This window comes from Algibacter amylolyticus, assembly GCF_014202225.1.
Classification (GTDB): domain Bacteria; phylum Bacteroidota; class Bacteroidia; order Flavobacteriales; family Flavobacteriaceae; genus Algibacter_B; species Algibacter_B amylolyticus.
In genome coordinates, this window is record NZ_JACHGE010000008.1 from 77340 (window position 1) to 93521 (window position 16182).

Consider the following 16182-nt stretch of genomic DNA (forward strand, 5'->3'; position numbering starts at 1 on the left):
TAGAAGCCCCCAAGTCTCTATCCTTTTTATATTTTAAAACAAGCTCTATTTTATTCAAAGCTTTGCATGTCTACTAGTTTTTTATAAATACCTTTTTTATTAATAAGGTCGTCATGTTTACCTTGCTCTACAATTTCACCTTTATTTAAAACCACAATGTTATCTGCGTTTTGTATGGTAGAAAGCCTGTGTGCAATAACAATTGATGTTCTGTTTTTCATCATGTTCTCCAGAGCTACTTGAACAATACGTTCGCTTTCGGTATCTAGGGCTGAGGTAGCCTCATCTAAAATCATAATTGGTGGGCTTTTTAAAACCGCTCTGGCAATACTTAATCGTTGTTTTTGTCCGCCAGAAAGTTTACCTCCAGAATCTCCAATATTTGTTTGAATGCCTTCTGGTAGATCTTTGACAAACTCCCAAGCGTTTGCAATTTTTAACGCATCAATAACCTCTTCCTCGGTTGCATCTTGCTTGCCTAGTTTTAAATTATTTATAATAGAATCGTTAAATAAAATAGCGTCTTGAGTTACAATACCTAATTGTTGTCTTAACGAGCTAGTGGTTAAATTATTAATATTTACACCATCAATTAAGATATCACCTTCGTTAACATGATAAAAACGTGTTATTAGATTGGCAATTGTAGATTTACCACTACCAGATTGCCCTACTAAAGCTACGGTTTGACCTTTAGGAATGGTTAATGAGAAGTTTTTTAGAACATACTCGTCATCATATTTAAAGGATATGTTTTTGAATTCAATCTCGTTTTTAAACCCTTCTAAATTTGTAGCATTAGGTATATCTTTAATGGGATTAGGCGAGTCTATAATTTCTTGAATACGCTCTGCCGCAGCGCCTCCTTTTTTAATATTGTAAATACCTCGTGTAATAGCTTTAGCCGGTGTTAGTATGTTATATGCTAACCCTAAATACACTAAAAATGTACTTCCTTCTAGTGTGTTTCCTGCTTCTCCAGAGAGTATTAAATTTCCGCCATACCAAAGTATCCCGGAAATCATTAAAATACCAAGTATTTCGCTGGTTGGTGATGCTAAATTTTGGCGGTTTAATAATTTATTTGAAAAGTTATAGAACCTTTGGGTAGATTCTTGAAAGCGGTTATAAAAAAGACCTTCGGCATTAAACCCTTTAATGATTCGTAACCCCGTTAATGTTTCTTCTAATGTAGAGAGAAAAGTACCTTGCTCTTTTTGTACGCGACCAGATTTTCGTTTTAAGCTTTTCCCAATTCTGGAAATTACAAAACTCATTATTGGAATAAATATAAAAACAAATAAGGTTAGCTGCGTGCTTATATAAAGCATTGCTATTATTGTAAAAATAATGGTTAGTGGCTCTCTAATTATAAGTTCTAGAACGGGGAGAAATGAGTATTGTAAATCATTAACATCGCCAGTAACTCTAGCAATGATATCTCCTTTTTTTTGTTCAGAAAAAAATGATAAAGGTAGTTCAACCGTTTTTTTGTAAACCTTATTTCTAATGTCTCTAATGACGCCATTTCTTAAAAATACCATGAAGTAATTAGCGAGATAGCCTGCAATGTTTTTAAGTATAAACATGGAGATTATAAGTCCTATAACAAAAAGTAGAGCTTTAGCTTTATCTCCACCCGTATAGGCATTCATGTGATAAATTAAAAAATCTTCACCAAAGTCTTTAATGTTACTAAGTCCTGTAAATTCTGGTTTCTTAATTGCAGCGGTAGCTATTTCCTTTCCGGAAGCATCAACATTTTTTTCGAAAATAACATCCAACATGGGCTTTAATGCAATAAACGAAAGTGTTGCAAATAAAGCATAAAACACGTTAGCAATAACGTGTCCTATGGCGTATTTTTTATAAGGTTTAGCGTACCTTAATATATTTGTAAAGTGGCTCATTAAATGAGATTCATATCTTTTAAAATGGTTTCAGCTTTTGTGTCTAGAGCTGTTTCAGTTGTTTTGAAATTTTCAATAGTATCTAATGCACTGTTCACACTAACATAAAATTTAATTTTTGGTTCTGTACCACTAGGTCTTAAAGCGACTTGACTACCATCTTCAGTGTAATAAATAATTACATTAGATTTTGGAATGTCTAGAGTTGTTATTTTACCCGAAGCCATATCTTTAGAAGTAGCAGATTCGTAATCTTCGATTTTTACAACTGCCGATCCGTTTACCACTTTAAGTGGGTTTTGTCTAGCATCAGTCATCATTTGTTTGATTTCTTCTGCACCTTCAATTCCTTTTTTAGTTAATGACACTAATTTTTCTTTGTAGAAACCATGTTCTGTATAAAGTTTTATTAATTCATTAAAGAAAGAGCTTCCGTTAGCTTTTGTAATTGCAGCAATTTCGCAAGCCAATAGGGTAGAGGTTACGGCATCTTTATCGCGTACAAAATCGCCAACCATATAACCAAAGCTTTCTTCACCACCACCAACAAAATCTAGTTCTGGGAAATCTTTAATAAGTTTAGCTATCCATTTAAATCCTGTTAAAACAATTTTGCTTTCAACACCGTAAGACTCTGCTAATTTTGTTAGCATAGGTGTCGATACAATGGTTGATGCAATAAATTCTTTTCCTTTTATTTTGCCTTCGGCCTTCCATTGTTTTAATAAGAAATCTGTCATCATTAACATGGTTTGATTTCCGTTTAAAAGCTGTAGTTCGCCATCGTTATTTCTAACTGCTACTCCTAATCTATCACAATCTGGGTCTGTACCAATAACAATATCTGCGTTTACTTTATCGGCTAATTCTAAAGCCATTTTTAAAGCAGCTGGCTCTTCAGGGTTAGGTGATTTAACGGTAGGGAAGCCGCCATCTGGTTTTTCTTGTTCTGCAACAATGTGTACATTTTTATAACCCGCACGTTTTAATGTTTCTGGAACAGCAGTAATAGATGTACCGTGAAGCGATGTAAATACAATGGTTAAATCGTCTTTTGCATTTTGTGTAGCACCTACAGATCCATTTTTAACAGAGGCATCAATAAATACATCATCAACATCTTTACCTATATATTTTATAAGATCGTTGTTGGCTTCAAATTTAATATTAGCGTAATCTAAATCGTTAATTAAACTAATTACAGCACCATCATGCGGCGGAACTAACTGACCACCATCTTGCCAATACACTTTATAGCCATTATATTCTGGCGGGTTATGAGAAGCTGTTAAAACAATACCACAGTGGCAATTTAAATGCTTAACTGCAAAAGATAACTCTGGAGTAGCACGTAAATCTTCAAATAAAAACACCTCAATTCCATTGGCCGAAAACACATCTGCAACTACTTTAGCAAGCGTTTTACTATTGTGTCTACAATCATAAGCAATTACAGCCTTTGGAGTTTCATTTGGAAATTGTTTATGTAAATAATCACTTAAACCTTGTGTGCTTTTTCCTAATGTATATTTGTTTATACGATTAGTACCAACCCCCATAATACCGCGCATTCCACCAGTACCAAATTCTAAATCTTTATAAAAACTCTCTTGAATATCTTTTGGGTTGTTTGCTATACTATCTTTTATAGTAGCTTGAGTCTCTTCATCGAAAGATGGTGTTAACCATGCGTTAATTCGGTCTAAAATTTTTGGTTCAATGTGTATCATATAGTTAGTTTTATAAAACAAAAATAGGAAATTCATTACTTTATAATGAATCAATATCAGTTAATTTGTTTCGTGTTAATTATATATTTAATTGGTCTTTAATCGTGTATCTTTTTTTGTCTGTTCTATTTCTTAAAATAAGCTCGCCTAAAAAGCCGGCTACAAAAAATTGCGTTCCTATAATCATCGTAGAAAGTGCAATATAAAACTGTGGTCGTTGTGTTATAAGTCTGCCTGCTCTATTAATAAATAGTTTGTCTATGCCCAGATAAAGTGCAAAAGCAAAACCTATAGCGAACATTATAAATCCTAAGGCGCCAAATAAATGCATGGGGCGTTTGCCAAAGCGCGATAAAAACCAAATGGTAATTAAGTCTAGAAAACCATGCACAAAACGATCCATACCAAATTTTGTGACACCATATTTTCTAGCCTGATGTTGTACTACCTTTTCTCCAATTTTTGAAAAACCAGCATTTTTTGAAAGCACTGGAATATAACGATGCATTTCGCCATTAACATCTATATTTTTTACCACATCATTATGGTAGGCCTTTAAACCGCAGTTAAAATCGTGAAGTTTTACTCCAGATGTTTTTCTAGCCGCCCAATTAAATAGTTTCGATGGAAGGTTTTTTGCAATAATAGAATCATAGCGTTTCTTTTTCCATCCAGAAACTAAATCGTACCCATCTTTAACAATCATATTGTAAAGTTCTGGAATTTCATCTGGACTATCTTGTAAATCGGCATCCATAGTAATTATCACATCGCCTTTAGCTTTATTAAAACCAGCATGAAGGGCTTGCGATTTTCCAAAGTTTCGTAAAAAACGAATACCCTTTACAGATTTGTTTTTATGAGAAAGCTTAGTTATTAAATTCCAAGAATCATCTGTACTACCATCATCAATAAAAATAATTTCGTAGGTATACTCGTAAGATAGCATAACTTTTGCAATCCAGTCGTGTAATTCGGTTAAAGATTCTTCTTCGTTTAGTAGTGGTATAACTACAGATATATGCATCTAGAATAGTTTCAAAATAAGTTTCAAAATTACGGAATTTAAACGTCGTCTGGGTTATTTTTTTTCATTGCGGCTGCAACAATAAGTCCTACAACACAAAAACCAACTATTTGAAAAATTAAGGATTGAATAACGTTGCCAATAGAAAACATATTTCCTTGTTCTTCCATCTTTTTCATGGTTTCATCTATAATATCGACTGGTACATTATAAGCTTCTAAACGCTCTATTTGAGAAACCATTACTTTTTCTTGAATTAAAGTTGCGGCTTCAGGATCGATTATATTAAATATGATAATACTAATTATAGTACTTATAACTAAACCTATTAAAATAGTTATAAAATAGGATACAAAAGAGTTTTTAAAACTTAAAAAACCACCATTGGCAACTTTTGTTTTGTACACCGAAATAATACCGAAAATTATTATTAAAGCCAATATTACTAATCCAAACCAGATCTTGGTGTATAAGTCTAAATTAATAGCATAAGCCGTAACGGTTAATATTGCTAGTGCGATGCCTAAATACAGACCATGGTTTATAGCAATGGACTTTAAAAATTTTTCCATAATATTTCTGTTTACATAATTTATTTTCTAGTTGGTATTCAAATATAGTAAAACGTTACATTTTTAAGCGAAAAGTTTTAGATTTTGAATGGTAATTTTAACTTCTTTTTTTATTTGAAAGACAGGGGATTAAAAAATCAAATAAAAAAGAATAAAAAGTATTGCACATTTATAAAAAATACCTAAATTTGCATTTCCAAAATTGAAAGTAATAAATAAAGCATTTAGCGATGAGAAAAGGTATACATCCAGAAAATTATAGAATTGTAGCGTTTAAAGATATGTCTAATGATGATGTGTTTTTAACAAAATCTACAGCAAATACTAATGAAACTCTTGAAGTTGATGGTGTTGAATATCCATTAGTAAAAATGGAGATTTCTAGAACATCTCATCCATTCTACACTGGTAAATCTAAATTAGTAGATACAGCTGGTCGTATTGACAAGTTCAAAAACAAGTATGCTAAATTTAAAAAATAAGTTTAGTCTAAAATATATTTTTAAAAAGCCTTTCTATTATGAGAGGCTTTTTTATTTTTACAAAGTTTAAAAATGTTGCATAACATAGGTTAAAAAGTAACTATAAACGAATTTAATAAGTTGAAATTAAGTTTGTTTGGTATAAATCGTAAGTTTGAAGGCATAGCTTTTAACTTTTAACTAAAACTTTAAATGAATTATATTCTATTTGATGGTCCGTCGCGTAACAACCTGTTGCCTTTTACATTTACAAGACCAGTAGCCGACATTCGTGTTGGGATTTTAACCATTAGAGAAAAGTGGGAAACGTATTTAGGAGTTACAACTACAACTGTTACCGAAGATTATCTTTCTGATAAATATCCGATGGTAGAAATGGAAGAAAACATTATGATTAATGCATCTTGTCTTCCACATAAAGAATTAGTAGAAGCCATTACTAACTTAAAAGAAAATCAAGCCATTTTTGAAGGTGAAGAGTTGGTGGCATTTTTTGCTAAAGAAGCTCAAGATGATATAAACTTCGATGATTTTGAAATTATAGAATACCAACAAGACATTATAAAAATAGAACATACTTGGGATATTTTCTCTAAAAACGGAGAAGCTATTAAACAAGATTTCAATTTATTAACAAAGGATAGAACTTCACAGGCTATTCCTGCTAGTAATAATATTATAGCTCCAGAAAATATATTTATAGAAGAAGGTGCAGAATTAGAATTTACAACGCTTAACGCCAGTAAAGGGCCAATATATATAGGTAAGAATGCCGAAATAATGGAAGGCGCCATAGTTAGGGGGCCACTGGCACTTTGCGAAAGTGCTGCTATTAAATTAGGTTCAAAAATTTATGGACCAGCAACCATAGGGCCTCATAGTAAAGTTGGTGGCGAAATTAGTAACTCCGTTATTTTTGGATATTCTAGTAAAGGTCATGATGGCTTTTTAGGAGATTCTGTCTTAGGAGAATGGTGTAATTTGGGTGCCGATACTAATAATTCTAATTTAAAAAATAATTACGCCGAAGTGCGTTTATGGGATTACCAAACACAAGGTTTTGCCAAAACAGGTTTGCAGTTTTGCGGACTTATAATGGGCGATCATAGTAAATGTGGTATTAATACCATGTTTAATACAGGTACAGTTGTGGGTGTAAGCGCTAATATATTTGGTAGTGGATTTCCTAGAAACTTTATACCTAGTTTTAGTTGGGGTGGTAACGCCGGTTTTTCAACCTATCTAACAAAAAAAGCGTTCGAAGTGGCGCCTATAGTCATGAAACGACGTAATGTTGAATTTACAGAACAGGATAAAGCTATCTTAGAGCATGTTTTTGAAGAAACGAAGCTCTTTAGGCGTTATTAATTATTAGATTTATAAGAATATCTTTTTTGTTTTAATAAAAAAAAACTTACATTGCACTAGTTGATTTGTTTGTAAATGTCCAAATTTCGTAAAGAAGCAATTGCTTTTTCTTTGTTTTTTTTAGCTGTACTTTTAATAGATATCGTTATTAAAATAAATTGGGATGCTTCTTTATTTCGTTATATTTCAAAGGGATCGCTCTCTATTTTATTAATAGGATATTACACCTTATTTCATAAAGAATCCTCTAGCGTAAAGCAGTTTTTTATGACTTTAGCCTTAGTTTTTTTCTTAATAGGAGACATCTTCTTTATACTTTATGAAATCCAATTATATTACATTTTCGCTATTTTTTCGTTTGGTCTAGCTAAATTGTTTTACGTATTTAGGTTTTCTAATCAGAGCGATTTTAGGGTAAAACAAATTACTCCTGCGCTCACTTTTTGCTTCTTGTTAATGATGTTAGTTATGTATTTAATTAACGACAATCTTAATGATTTTTTCTTCCCTACATTGTTTTACTTCTTTGTAACCACTTTATTTGTAATATTCTCTTTTTTGCGCAGAGACCATGTAAACAGGCAAAGTTATAATCTGGTAATTATAGGTGTGTTTTTTGCTTTAGGGTCCGATACTTTAGCGGCTTTAACATCATTCTATCATAGCGATATACCTTACCAAAATATAGCAGTTATGCTTTTTTATGGGGTGTCTCAGCTATTAATAGTTTTAGGTATAGTTAAGGAGACAAATATGGCCGTTGAAGAAGGTCGTGTGCTCAATGAAAATGAGCAATTCAAGGATTAATAGGCTTTAAAGTTTCACTAAACAGGTAGCCACCTTAATACCTATTTATTTTATTAAGGCTTTCGTTTTCTTTTACAATTCCAAGTACACTTCAATTATATATTCATGGTTTTATAGGCCTAAAATAGATTTTGCAGACTATTATTAAGTATTATCAGTAAAACCTAATTTAAATTATCGAGCTTATCAATGCTATTTTAGTTCATTAAGTTTTATGAAACTTTAACAGGGGCTATACTTGTCTCGAGGACGTTTATTTTGTATATTGAGTACTTGTAGAATAATCAAAAAAATAAACAAAATTTATGGCATTTGACATTGATATGATTAAGGGTGTTTACACCAAAATGACTGAACGAGTTGATAAAGCACGTAATATTGTCGGGAAACCACTAACACTATCAGAAAAGATATTGTATACACACTTATGGGATGGTTCACCTACCGAAGCATTTACTAGAGGTAAGGATTATGTGGATTTTTCACCAGATCGAATTGCATGTCAAGATGCTACAGCTCAAATGGCATTATTGCAGTTTATGCAAGCCGGAAAAACTAAGGTTGCTGTACCAACAACGGTGCATTGCGATCATTTAATTCAAGCTAAAGAAGGTGCTGCAAAAGATTTAAAACACGCCAACAGCGTAAGTAGCGAGGTATTTAATTTTTTAGAGTCGGTGTCTAATAAATATGGTATTGGTTTCTGGAAACCAGGAGCTGGTATTATACATCAAGTAGTTTTAGAAAATTACGCATTCCCAGGAGGAATGATGATTGGTACAGATTCGCACACCGTAAATGCCGGAGGGTTAGGAATGGTGGCCATTGGAGTTGGCGGAGCAGATGCGGTAGATGTTATGGCAGGTATGGCTTGGGAACTTAAATTCCCTAAGCTTATAGGTGTTAGGTTAACAGGAAAGCTTTCGGGTTGGACAGCGCCAAAGGATGTTATATTAAAAGTAGCCGAAATTCTTACCGTAAAAGGAGGTACAGGTGCTATTGTTGAATATTTCGGACCAGGAGCAACAGCTATGTCATGTACAGGAAAAGGAACTATTTGTAATATGGGAGCAGAAATTGGAGCTACAACATCTACATTTGGTTACGATGAATCTATGGAACGTTATTTACGTGCTACAGATAGAGCAGATGTTGCCGATGCTGCAAATGAGGTAAAAGCACATTTAACGGCAGATCCGGAAGTGTATGCAAACCCAGAGCAATATTTCGATCAAGTTATAGAAATTAATTTATCAGAATTAGGGCCATTATTAAACGGACCATTCACTCCAGATTTATCAACCACAGTTGGTAAAGCTATGACCGAAAAAGCAAAAGCTAACGATTGGCCAATAAAAGTAGAATGGGGATTAATAGGGTCGTGTACAAATTCATCTTACGAAGATTTGTCAAGAGCTTCATCAATAGCACAACAAGCCTTAGATAAAGGTTTAAAAATAAAAGCAGAATTAGGTATTAATCCAGGATCAGAGCAAGTACGCTACACCGCAGAACGTGATGGTATTCTTGGGATTTTTGAAAAATTAGACGCTAAAATATTTACTAATGCTTGTGGGCCATGTATTGGGCAATGGGCTAGATATAGCGACCCTAAAAACGCACCAAAAAATAGTATTGTACACTCTTTTAATAGAAACTTTGCTAAACGTGCCGATGGAAACCCAAACACACATGCCTTTGTAGCATCTCCCGAAATAACAGCAGCTATTGCTGTAGCGGGACGCTTAGATTTTAATCCTTTAACCGATAAGTTAATTAACGAAAACGGCGAAGAGGTGATGTTCGATGAGCCAACAGGATGGGAATTACCACCAAAAGGTTTCGAGGTTAAGGACAATGGGTATTTAGCGCCAGAAGCCGATGGTAGTCATGTTCAAATTTCTGTAAAAGACGATTCAGAACGTTTACAATTATTAACACCTTTTACACCACTAGGAAGCTCCATTACGGGTGCTAAACTTTTAATTAAAGCCTTTGGTAAATGTACCACCGATCATATTTCTATGGCAGGACCTTGGTTACGTTTCCGTGGGCATCTAGATAACATTGCAAACAATACTTTAATTGGAGCAGTAAATGCCTTTAACCAAAAAACAAACTTTGTTAAAAACCAATTAACTGGCGATTATGGCGGAGTGCCAGATGTACAGCGCGAATATAAAAAAGCAGGTATAAAAACGGTAGTAGTTGGCGATCATAATTATGGCGAAGGGTCTTCTAGAGAGCATGCCGCAATGCAACCAAGACATCTAGGTGTCGCTGCAGTAATTGTAAAATCGTTTGCACGTATTCACGAAACAAACCTTAAAAAACAAGGTATGTTAGGCTTAACTTTTAATAACGAAGCGGATTACGATTTAATTCAAGAAAACGACACCTTTAATTTTATCGATTTAAATGAATTTGCACCAGGTAAACAATTAACGCTAGAAGCGGTTCATGACGATGGATCTAAAGATCTTATCAAATTAAACCACACCTATAACAAAGCACAAATTGCCTGGTATAACGAAGGTTCTGCACTTAATTTAATTAAAAGGCAAAACGCATAATACATTTTACCTACGAGTGTTTCCAAAACCTTGTAGGTTTCTATACTATTTAAAAATCCAGCTTTTTAGCTGGATTTTTTTATTTAAACAAAGGTGTTATATGGGCGTTACCCGAAAAGGGTCGGGCTTTCCACTATATCTTTTTTTGCCATTTATGGCAGCAAAAAAAGGATGCCGTTTCAATCCCTAACGCAGGTATTTGCTAGCTTTAGGATACTTATCTGTTAGTTTTGTTTTTGGAAAGGTTCGTTTAACGTGTTTGTGTTATGGCTAGTTGCGTTGGCAGGAACTAAGTTAGCAAAAAGAACCGAACCATTAGGAAAATCCGCTAGGATTTTCCGAGTAAGCTATAACAAGCAATTAGTTATACACGTTGTTGGCAAATCGTGCTTTAATCTATGGTAAATCATTCCAATTAATTTTAGAATCGTTAAGCAGTTCATTTAAGTAATTTTTGTTTGAACTAATCAATGTTCCATAATCAACTGCATTGGGTAAATTTATTTCAAATAAATAATCACATTCCTTTTTTAATAAATCATATCGAGTTTTACCTTCTAATCTTTTCAAGTCAAGAAATTCAGGTGGTTTATTCTTAATCTGAATAAGCGTTATTCCATTTGGTATCTCTTCTTTTATTTGCTCAAATTCTGCTGTTTTTAATAAGAAGTCATAGGAAATCTGTCTTGCTAATACATTTTTATTAAGTTTCGTTGAGATAGGTAAGTCATATTTATTCCACGATGATTTATTTTCAGGTTCAAAATCATGAATCCAAATAAATTCAAATTCTGCTCTTAATATAAAATCTATAATTTTTTTAGAAGCAAAATCCAATATAATCTGATATGTACCTGGATAAATTTCTTTAACCGTATTTATATTTTCTTTAAAAGTGTTTTGCGTCATTAGTGAGTCTTTTTTTCTGCATGTTTGCCAATGCTTTTACGGATATGAAATCGTTTCAATGTTTTATATCCGACGTTAAACGAAGTTAGCTATTTTTTCTGACAAAGTCAAGTGTTATGTAAAATCACTAAAACTAATATAGAGCACATTATTTCTATTTTAAAAACATCAAAATTGTATTTTTGAAAAAACATCAAAAATGAATTCTAGAGCAAATCAATTAAAAGCATTCGATAGGTTATTAACCATAATGGACGAGTTACGAGCACAATGTCCGTGGGATAAGAAGCAAACCATGGAAACCTTACGCCATCTTACCATTGAAGAAACCTACGAACTTGGAGATGCCATTCTAGATAAAGATTTAGAAGAAGTTAAAAAAGAACTGGGAGATGTGTTATTACACATTGTATTTTATGCTAAAATAGGAAGCGAAACCAAAGATTTTGATATTGCCGATGTGTGTAATACCATTTGCGATAAACTAATACATAGACATCCACACATTTATAGCGATGTAAAAGTTGAAAATGAAGAAGATGTAAAACGCAACTGGGAAAACTTAAAACTTAAAGAAGGAAAATCTAGTGTTTTAGAAGGCGTTCCAAAAAGTTTACCGGCATTAGTAAAAGCCAACAGAATTCAAGAAAAAGTAGCAGGTGTTGGTTTCGATTGGGAAAAACCTGAGCAAGTCTGGGAAAAAGTAGAGGAGGAGTTAAACGAGTTTCAGGTTGAAGTAAAAGCTAAAGACGCCGATAAAATGGAAAGCGAGTTTGGCGATGTCATGTTTTCCTTAGTAAACTATGCACGCTTTTTAAATATTAATCCAGAAAATGCTTTAGAGCGTACTAATAAAAAATTTTCCAAACGTTTTCAATATTTAGAGGAAAAAGCCAAAAATTTAAATAAACCCCTAAAAGACATGACGCTTGCCGAAATGGATATTTTTTGGGAAGAAGCCAAAACAATGCAGTAACTATAACGTTTTAGTGCGTTTTATTGGTATTATCTTAACACTATCCATTTGATGGTTAGAGGCTATTTTTGTATTTTTGCACCATGGGAAAAGGAATACATGAAAAGCGAAATACACGAATCTTCAACTTTAATTTTCTGGTTTTTAGAAATCAGTCCGATAAATTCATTCCTCCTACTACGTAAGTAATCCTTAAACAGGAGTTTTACAAATTTCTTTAATATAACAAATTACTAGAGCTGTTTTTAACTTAAAACTGGCCCTACGTCTTGTTATACTTTTTTTACTGTAACATCTTTTTTCTAGATGTTAAAATACGGCTTAAATGACTATTAAAACCTACGATGCCTTTACAAGGCTATCCTTTATGGATATTAATCGTATAACAAACTTTATACACGACAATTCTGGTGATTTTAAGGACTCTAAGAGCGCCATACAAAAGGCAATAAAGTATGCTGCCAAAGAAATACCTGGACTTGGCGGTTATGTTTTTATCATGCAAAAAAATGATGATATTCTTGGTGTTGTGGTAGTAAATAGAACCGGCATGAATGAGTATTTATCCGAAAATATTCTAGTGTATCTCGCTGTAAAACAAGGTTTCAGGAAAAGTGGTATTGCTAAAGCACTAATTAAACACACCATTAATTATTGTAGCGGAGAAATTTCAATACATATAAATATAAACGATCCTGTAATAAAATTATTCCAAAAACAAGGGTTTAAAACCCGAAATATAGAATTACGATTGGATAGATTATCCTTTCAAAATAAATAAATCATTAAAAGTTAAACATGAAATTAATTCAAGTTAAAAGAGAAACAAAAGTAGAAAAAAGACACAGTATTAAAATGGGAGAACTCACCACTAAAGTAACATACGTTAAAAAATATTTATTAGGCTTACCTATTAAAACCCTACATAAATATAGAGAAACTTACTACGGTGAAGTTAAAGACTGTAAGGATTGTTTCTTGTTTGTTTAATTTTTTTTCTATCAACTAAATATATAAATAATGAAAGTACTAGTAATTGGAGCGGGTAACATGGGGCTAACTTATGCAGAAGGCATGTCGAAATCTAAACTCTTAAAAAAGAAAAATATTATGGTTTTAGATAAGTCTGAAGAGAAAATGGAAGAGCTAAGCCAGATATCACACTTTGATGCCTTTAGCGAATTGGGAGATTGTGTTCCAAAGGCCGATATCATTTTTATAGCCGTAAAACCCTATCATGCCGAAACTGTATTTAAAGCTATTAAAGGGTTTGTTAAGCCCGAGCAAATTATCATTTCTATAATGGCAGGTGTAACCATATCGACTATTAAAGATATAACGGGATTAAATAAAGTTATTAGAGCTATGCCAAATTTGCCAGCGCAAATTGGAAAAGGTTTAACCTCTTATGTAACATCGCCAGAGGTGTCTCGTATTGAAATGCTTACCGTTGAGAGTTTATTGGATACCACAGGAAAATCTGTTCGTGTCTCTAATGAAAACTTGATTGATGCTTCTACAGGAATTTCAGGAAGTGGTCCTGCTTATGTGTTTTACTTTATGCAAAGTATGATGGAAGCAGCACTACAAATGGGTTTTTCAAAAACCGATTCAACGGTGTTGGTAAGCCAGACGTTTACTGGTGCCATAGAGCTGTTTAATCAATCTAATTTATCTCCAAACTCTTGGATGGAAAAAGTAGCATCAAAAGGCGGTACAACACGAGCTGCTTTAGATTCTATGGAAGATAATAATGTAAATGAATTAATTAAAGAAGCTGCTTTTGCGGCATTTAGTCGCGCAGTAGAATTAGGAAAAGAAAATTAAAATGTATACAGAAAAAATAGTTATTAAAGTTGGTACTAATGTAATGACCAACAGAGATAATAGAATTGTAAGGCCAGTATTAAGGCGTTTAGTAAAACAAATAGCCGAATTACACGAAAGAGGTATTATGACCATTTTAGTGTCATCGGGTTCTGTAATTGCTGGTAAAGAAGTTTTAGGATCATCAAATATAAAAGACAAAACACAACGCCGACAGGTGTATTCCGCTATTGGGCAACCAAGAATGATGCGTCTGTATTATAATATTTTTCATGATTATGGTATGAAGTGTGCCCAAGTGCTGCCTACAAAACGCGATTTTAGCCCAGGTGTACACAGGCAAAATATGATTAATTGTTGCGAAGGCTTACTAGCCGAAGGGGTTATTCCTATTGCAAATGAAGATGATGCGGTGTCTGTAACCATGTCTATGTTTTCTGATAATGATGAGTTAGCGAGTTTAATTGCACAATTATTAAATGCAGATAAGCTTATTATTTTAACAGATATAGATGGGCTTTACGATGGACATCCGGAAGAAGATAACAGCGATTTAATTAAAAATGTAGATCCTAATGAAGATTTGGATAAGTATATAAAAGACTCCAATAAAAAAGATGGCGAAGGTAGAGGCGGCATGGGTTCGAAATTAGATTATGCACAACAAGCGGCGGCAAAAAATATTCCAACTTTTATTGCCAATGGAAAAAAAGACAATGTTATAATTGATATTATGGACGGAAAAGTGGTTGGTACCAAAGTATCATTGTAAAAAAAACAAGAAAATGGAATTATTATCAGAAGATAAAAAAAATAAAGTTTTAACAAGTATGATTGGCCTTTTAGAGGAAAATCAAGATGCCTTATTAAAAGCGAATAAGAAAGATATTGAGGCTTTTAATAATGAAGATCAAGCCATGTACGATCGCCTTATTTTAAATAGTAAAAAGGTTGCAGGCATGATTACTGCAATAAAAGAGGTGAAAGCACAGGACGATCCAGTTAACAAAATTATAAGTAAAAACACGTTACAAAGTGGTTTGGAAGTGATTAATAAAACAGCACCTTTTGGTACTATTATGATTATTTATGAATCGCGACCAGATGTTACTGTTGAAGCTACAGTACTTGCTTTTAAAGCGAATAATAAAATTTTACTTAAAGGCGGTAAAGAGGCTGTACATAGTAATACGGCTATTGTAAAATTATGGCATAAAGCACTTGAGGAAAATAATTTAACTACAGATTATATTCAAATGTTAACCATGAATAGGCAAGAAACACAAGCCTTTTTAAAAGAGCCTACCGAACCTTTAGATTTAATTGTGCCTAGAGGCGGTGAGCAGTTAATAAAATTTGTAAAGGAACATGCCAAATGTGCGGTTTTGGTTAGTGGACGCGGAAATAATTTTTTGTATGTGGATGAGCATGCTAATTGGAAACAGACCATTGAGGTTATTTTAAATGCTAAAACAGATAAAATTTCGGCTTGTAACGCACTAGATAAGATATTAGTTAATAGTAAGCATCCGGATTATAATAACAAAATTAAGGAGCTAAACACCATCTTAAAGGCTAATCAAGTTCATGTTTTAGTAGATGAGGTTACCAAAACGGTGTTAACCGAAGAACAAAGTATTGATAATACTCAAATTTGGTTTCAGGAGTTTTTAGAAATGAAATGCTGTATTGGTACTGTGGATTCTATTACTGAAGCTATAGAGAAAATTAATGCCTTTTCTGGAGGGCATTCGGCTACTATAATGACCACAGAAAAATCCCAGGCCAAAACCTTTATGGAACAAGTAGATTGTGCCGTTGTATATCAAAACGCCTCGACTCGATTTACAGATGGCGGACAAATTGGTGTTGGTGCAGAATTGGCCATTAGTACAGATAAATTACACCATAGAGGTCCCTTAGGACTTAAAGAGTTGGTAACAAACAAGTATTACGTTTTTGGCGATGGTCATGTTCGTGTATAATTAAACAGTAAGAAGT

The 16182-nt window shown here is 33.2% G+C and carries 15 protein-coding genes; 10 read left to right on the plus strand and 5 right to left on the minus strand.

Annotated elements, in window-relative coordinates:
- Positions 1–50 precede the first annotated feature (50 nt).
- From HNQ90_RS14065 to HNQ90_RS14080, 4 genes are all read right to left on the minus strand, one after another.
- Positions 51–1910, minus strand: a complete 1860-nt coding sequence (locus HNQ90_RS14065; protein ID WP_144117861.1) for an ABC transporter ATP-binding protein — start codon at positions 1908–1910, stop codon at positions 51–53.
- Complete coding sequence (locus HNQ90_RS14070; RefSeq protein WP_172625920.1) at positions 1910–3640, minus strand: phospho-sugar mutase; 1731 nt, start codon at positions 3638–3640, stop codon at positions 1910–1912. Before HNQ90_RS14070 ends, HNQ90_RS14065 begins: the two co-directional genes overlap by 1 nt.
- 79 nt (positions 3641–3719) lie before the next feature.
- Positions 3720–4667 (minus strand): glycosyltransferase family 2 protein, encoded by a 948-nt coding sequence (locus HNQ90_RS14075; protein WP_144117860.1) that lies wholly within the window; start codon positions 4665–4667, stop codon positions 3720–3722.
- 38 nt (positions 4668–4705) lie between these two features.
- Positions 4706–5239, minus strand: coding sequence for a DUF4199 domain-containing protein (locus tag HNQ90_RS14080; protein WP_144117859.1), 534 nt, complete (start codon positions 5237–5239; stop codon positions 4706–4708).
- A 230-nt stretch (positions 5240–5469) separates the two neighbouring features.
- Between HNQ90_RS14080 and HNQ90_RS14085 the strand changes: the two genes are divergently transcribed.
- The 4 genes from HNQ90_RS14085 to HNQ90_RS14100 all read left to right on the plus strand — a co-directional run bounded on the left by HNQ90_RS14085 (position 5470) and on the right by HNQ90_RS14100 (position 10469).
- On the plus strand, positions 5470–5721 hold the full coding sequence (locus HNQ90_RS14085; RefSeq protein WP_092853449.1) for a type B 50S ribosomal protein L31: 252 nt from the start codon (positions 5470–5472) through the stop codon (positions 5719–5721).
- Positions 5722–5913: 192 nt separating this feature from the next.
- Positions 5914–7089 carry a GlmU family protein gene (locus HNQ90_RS14090; protein ID WP_144117858.1) on the plus strand — a complete coding sequence of 392 codons (1176 nt, stop codon included), beginning with the start codon at positions 5914–5916 and terminating at the stop codon, positions 7087–7089.
- Positions 7090–7164: 75 nt separating this feature from the next.
- Complete coding sequence (locus HNQ90_RS14095) at positions 7165–7896, plus strand: lysoplasmalogenase family protein (RefSeq protein ID WP_144117857.1); 732 nt, start codon at positions 7165–7167, stop codon at positions 7894–7896.
- A gap of 305 nt (positions 7897–8201) precedes the next feature.
- The gene (locus HNQ90_RS14100; RefSeq protein ID WP_144117856.1) at positions 8202–10469 is read left to right on the plus strand and encodes an aconitate hydratase; all 2268 of its coding nucleotides are present in this window, start codon (positions 8202–8204) and stop codon (positions 10467–10469) included.
- A gap of 396 nt (positions 10470–10865) precedes the next feature.
- Here HNQ90_RS14100 and HNQ90_RS14105 read toward each other — a convergent pair whose 3' ends face one another.
- Positions 10866–11378: a hypothetical protein gene (locus tag HNQ90_RS14105; protein WP_144117855.1), complete on the minus strand. Its 513-nt coding sequence runs from the start codon at positions 11376–11378 to the stop codon at positions 10866–10868.
- A 199-nt stretch (positions 11379–11577) separates the two neighbouring features.
- Between HNQ90_RS14105 and mazG the strand changes: the two genes are divergently transcribed.
- The 6 genes from mazG to HNQ90_RS14135 all read left to right on the plus strand — a co-directional run bounded on the left by mazG (position 11578) and on the right by HNQ90_RS14135 (position 16166).
- Complete coding sequence (gene mazG / locus HNQ90_RS14110) at positions 11578–12354, plus strand: nucleoside triphosphate pyrophosphohydrolase (protein WP_144117854.1); 777 nt, start codon at positions 11578–11580, stop codon at positions 12352–12354.
- 325 nt (positions 12355–12679) lie between these two features.
- Positions 12680–13135, plus strand: a complete 456-nt coding sequence (locus HNQ90_RS14115; protein WP_144117853.1) for a GNAT family N-acetyltransferase — start codon at positions 12680–12682, stop codon at positions 13133–13135.
- Between the two features lie 17 nt (positions 13136–13152).
- Positions 13153–13344, plus strand: coding sequence for a hypothetical protein (locus HNQ90_RS14120; protein WP_092853435.1), 192 nt, complete (start codon positions 13153–13155; stop codon positions 13342–13344).
- A gap of 30 nt (positions 13345–13374) precedes the next feature.
- The gene (gene proC, locus HNQ90_RS14125) at positions 13375–14181 is read left to right on the plus strand and encodes a pyrroline-5-carboxylate reductase (protein WP_144117852.1); all 807 of its coding nucleotides are present in this window, start codon (positions 13375–13377) and stop codon (positions 14179–14181) included.
- Between the two features lies 1 nt (position 14182).
- A complete protein-coding gene (proB, locus tag HNQ90_RS14130; protein WP_144117851.1) occupies positions 14183–14953 on the plus strand; it encodes a glutamate 5-kinase in 771 nt (256 codons plus the stop codon).
- Positions 14954–14966: 13 nt separating this feature from the next.
- Positions 14967–16166: a glutamate-5-semialdehyde dehydrogenase gene (locus tag HNQ90_RS14135; RefSeq protein ID WP_144117850.1), complete on the plus strand. Its 1200-nt coding sequence runs from the start codon at positions 14967–14969 to the stop codon at positions 16164–16166.
- Positions 16167–16182 lie beyond the last annotated feature (16 nt).

Coding starts and splice junctions, on each gene's coding strand:
- HNQ90_RS14095 (WP_144117857.1), top strand. CDS start 7,165: ATGTCCAAATTTCGTAAAGAAGCAATTGCTTTTTCTTTGTTTTTTTTA.
- HNQ90_RS14080 (WP_144117859.1), bottom strand. CDS start 5,239: ATGGAAAAATTTTTAAAGTCCATTGCTATAAACCATGGTCTGTATTTA.
- HNQ90_RS14090 (WP_144117858.1), top strand. CDS start 5,914: ATGAATTATATTCTATTTGATGGTCCGTCGCGTAACAACCTGTTGCCT.
- HNQ90_RS14115 (WP_144117853.1), top strand. CDS start 12,680: ATGACTATTAAAACCTACGATGCCTTTACAAGGCTATCCTTTATGGAT.
- proB (WP_144117851.1), top strand. CDS start 14,183: ATGTATACAGAAAAAATAGTTATTAAAGTTGGTACTAATGTAATGACC.
- HNQ90_RS14075 (WP_144117860.1), bottom strand. CDS start 4,667: ATGCATATATCTGTAGTTATACCACTACTAAACGAAGAAGAATCTTTA.
- proC (WP_144117852.1), top strand. CDS start 13,375: ATGAAAGTACTAGTAATTGGAGCGGGTAACATGGGGCTAACTTATGCA.
- HNQ90_RS14135 (WP_144117850.1), top strand. CDS start 14,967: ATGGAATTATTATCAGAAGATAAAAAAAATAAAGTTTTAACAAGTATG.
- HNQ90_RS14105 (WP_144117855.1), bottom strand. CDS start 11,378: ATGACGCAAAACACTTTTAAAGAAAATATAAATACGGTTAAAGAAATT.
- HNQ90_RS14120 (WP_092853435.1), top strand. CDS start 13,153: ATGAAATTAATTCAAGTTAAAAGAGAAACAAAAGTAGAAAAAAGACAC.
- HNQ90_RS14085 (WP_092853449.1), top strand. CDS start 5,470: ATGAGAAAAGGTATACATCCAGAAAATTATAGAATTGTAGCGTTTAAA.
- mazG (WP_144117854.1), top strand. CDS start 11,578: ATGAATTCTAGAGCAAATCAATTAAAAGCATTCGATAGGTTATTAACC.
- HNQ90_RS14100 (WP_144117856.1), top strand. CDS start 8,202: ATGGCATTTGACATTGATATGATTAAGGGTGTTTACACCAAAATGACT.
- HNQ90_RS14065 (WP_144117861.1), bottom strand. CDS start 1,910: ATGAGCCACTTTACAAATATATTAAGGTACGCTAAACCTTATAAAAAA.
- HNQ90_RS14070 (WP_172625920.1), bottom strand. CDS start 3,640: ATGATACACATTGAACCAAAAATTTTAGACCGAATTAACGCATGGTTA.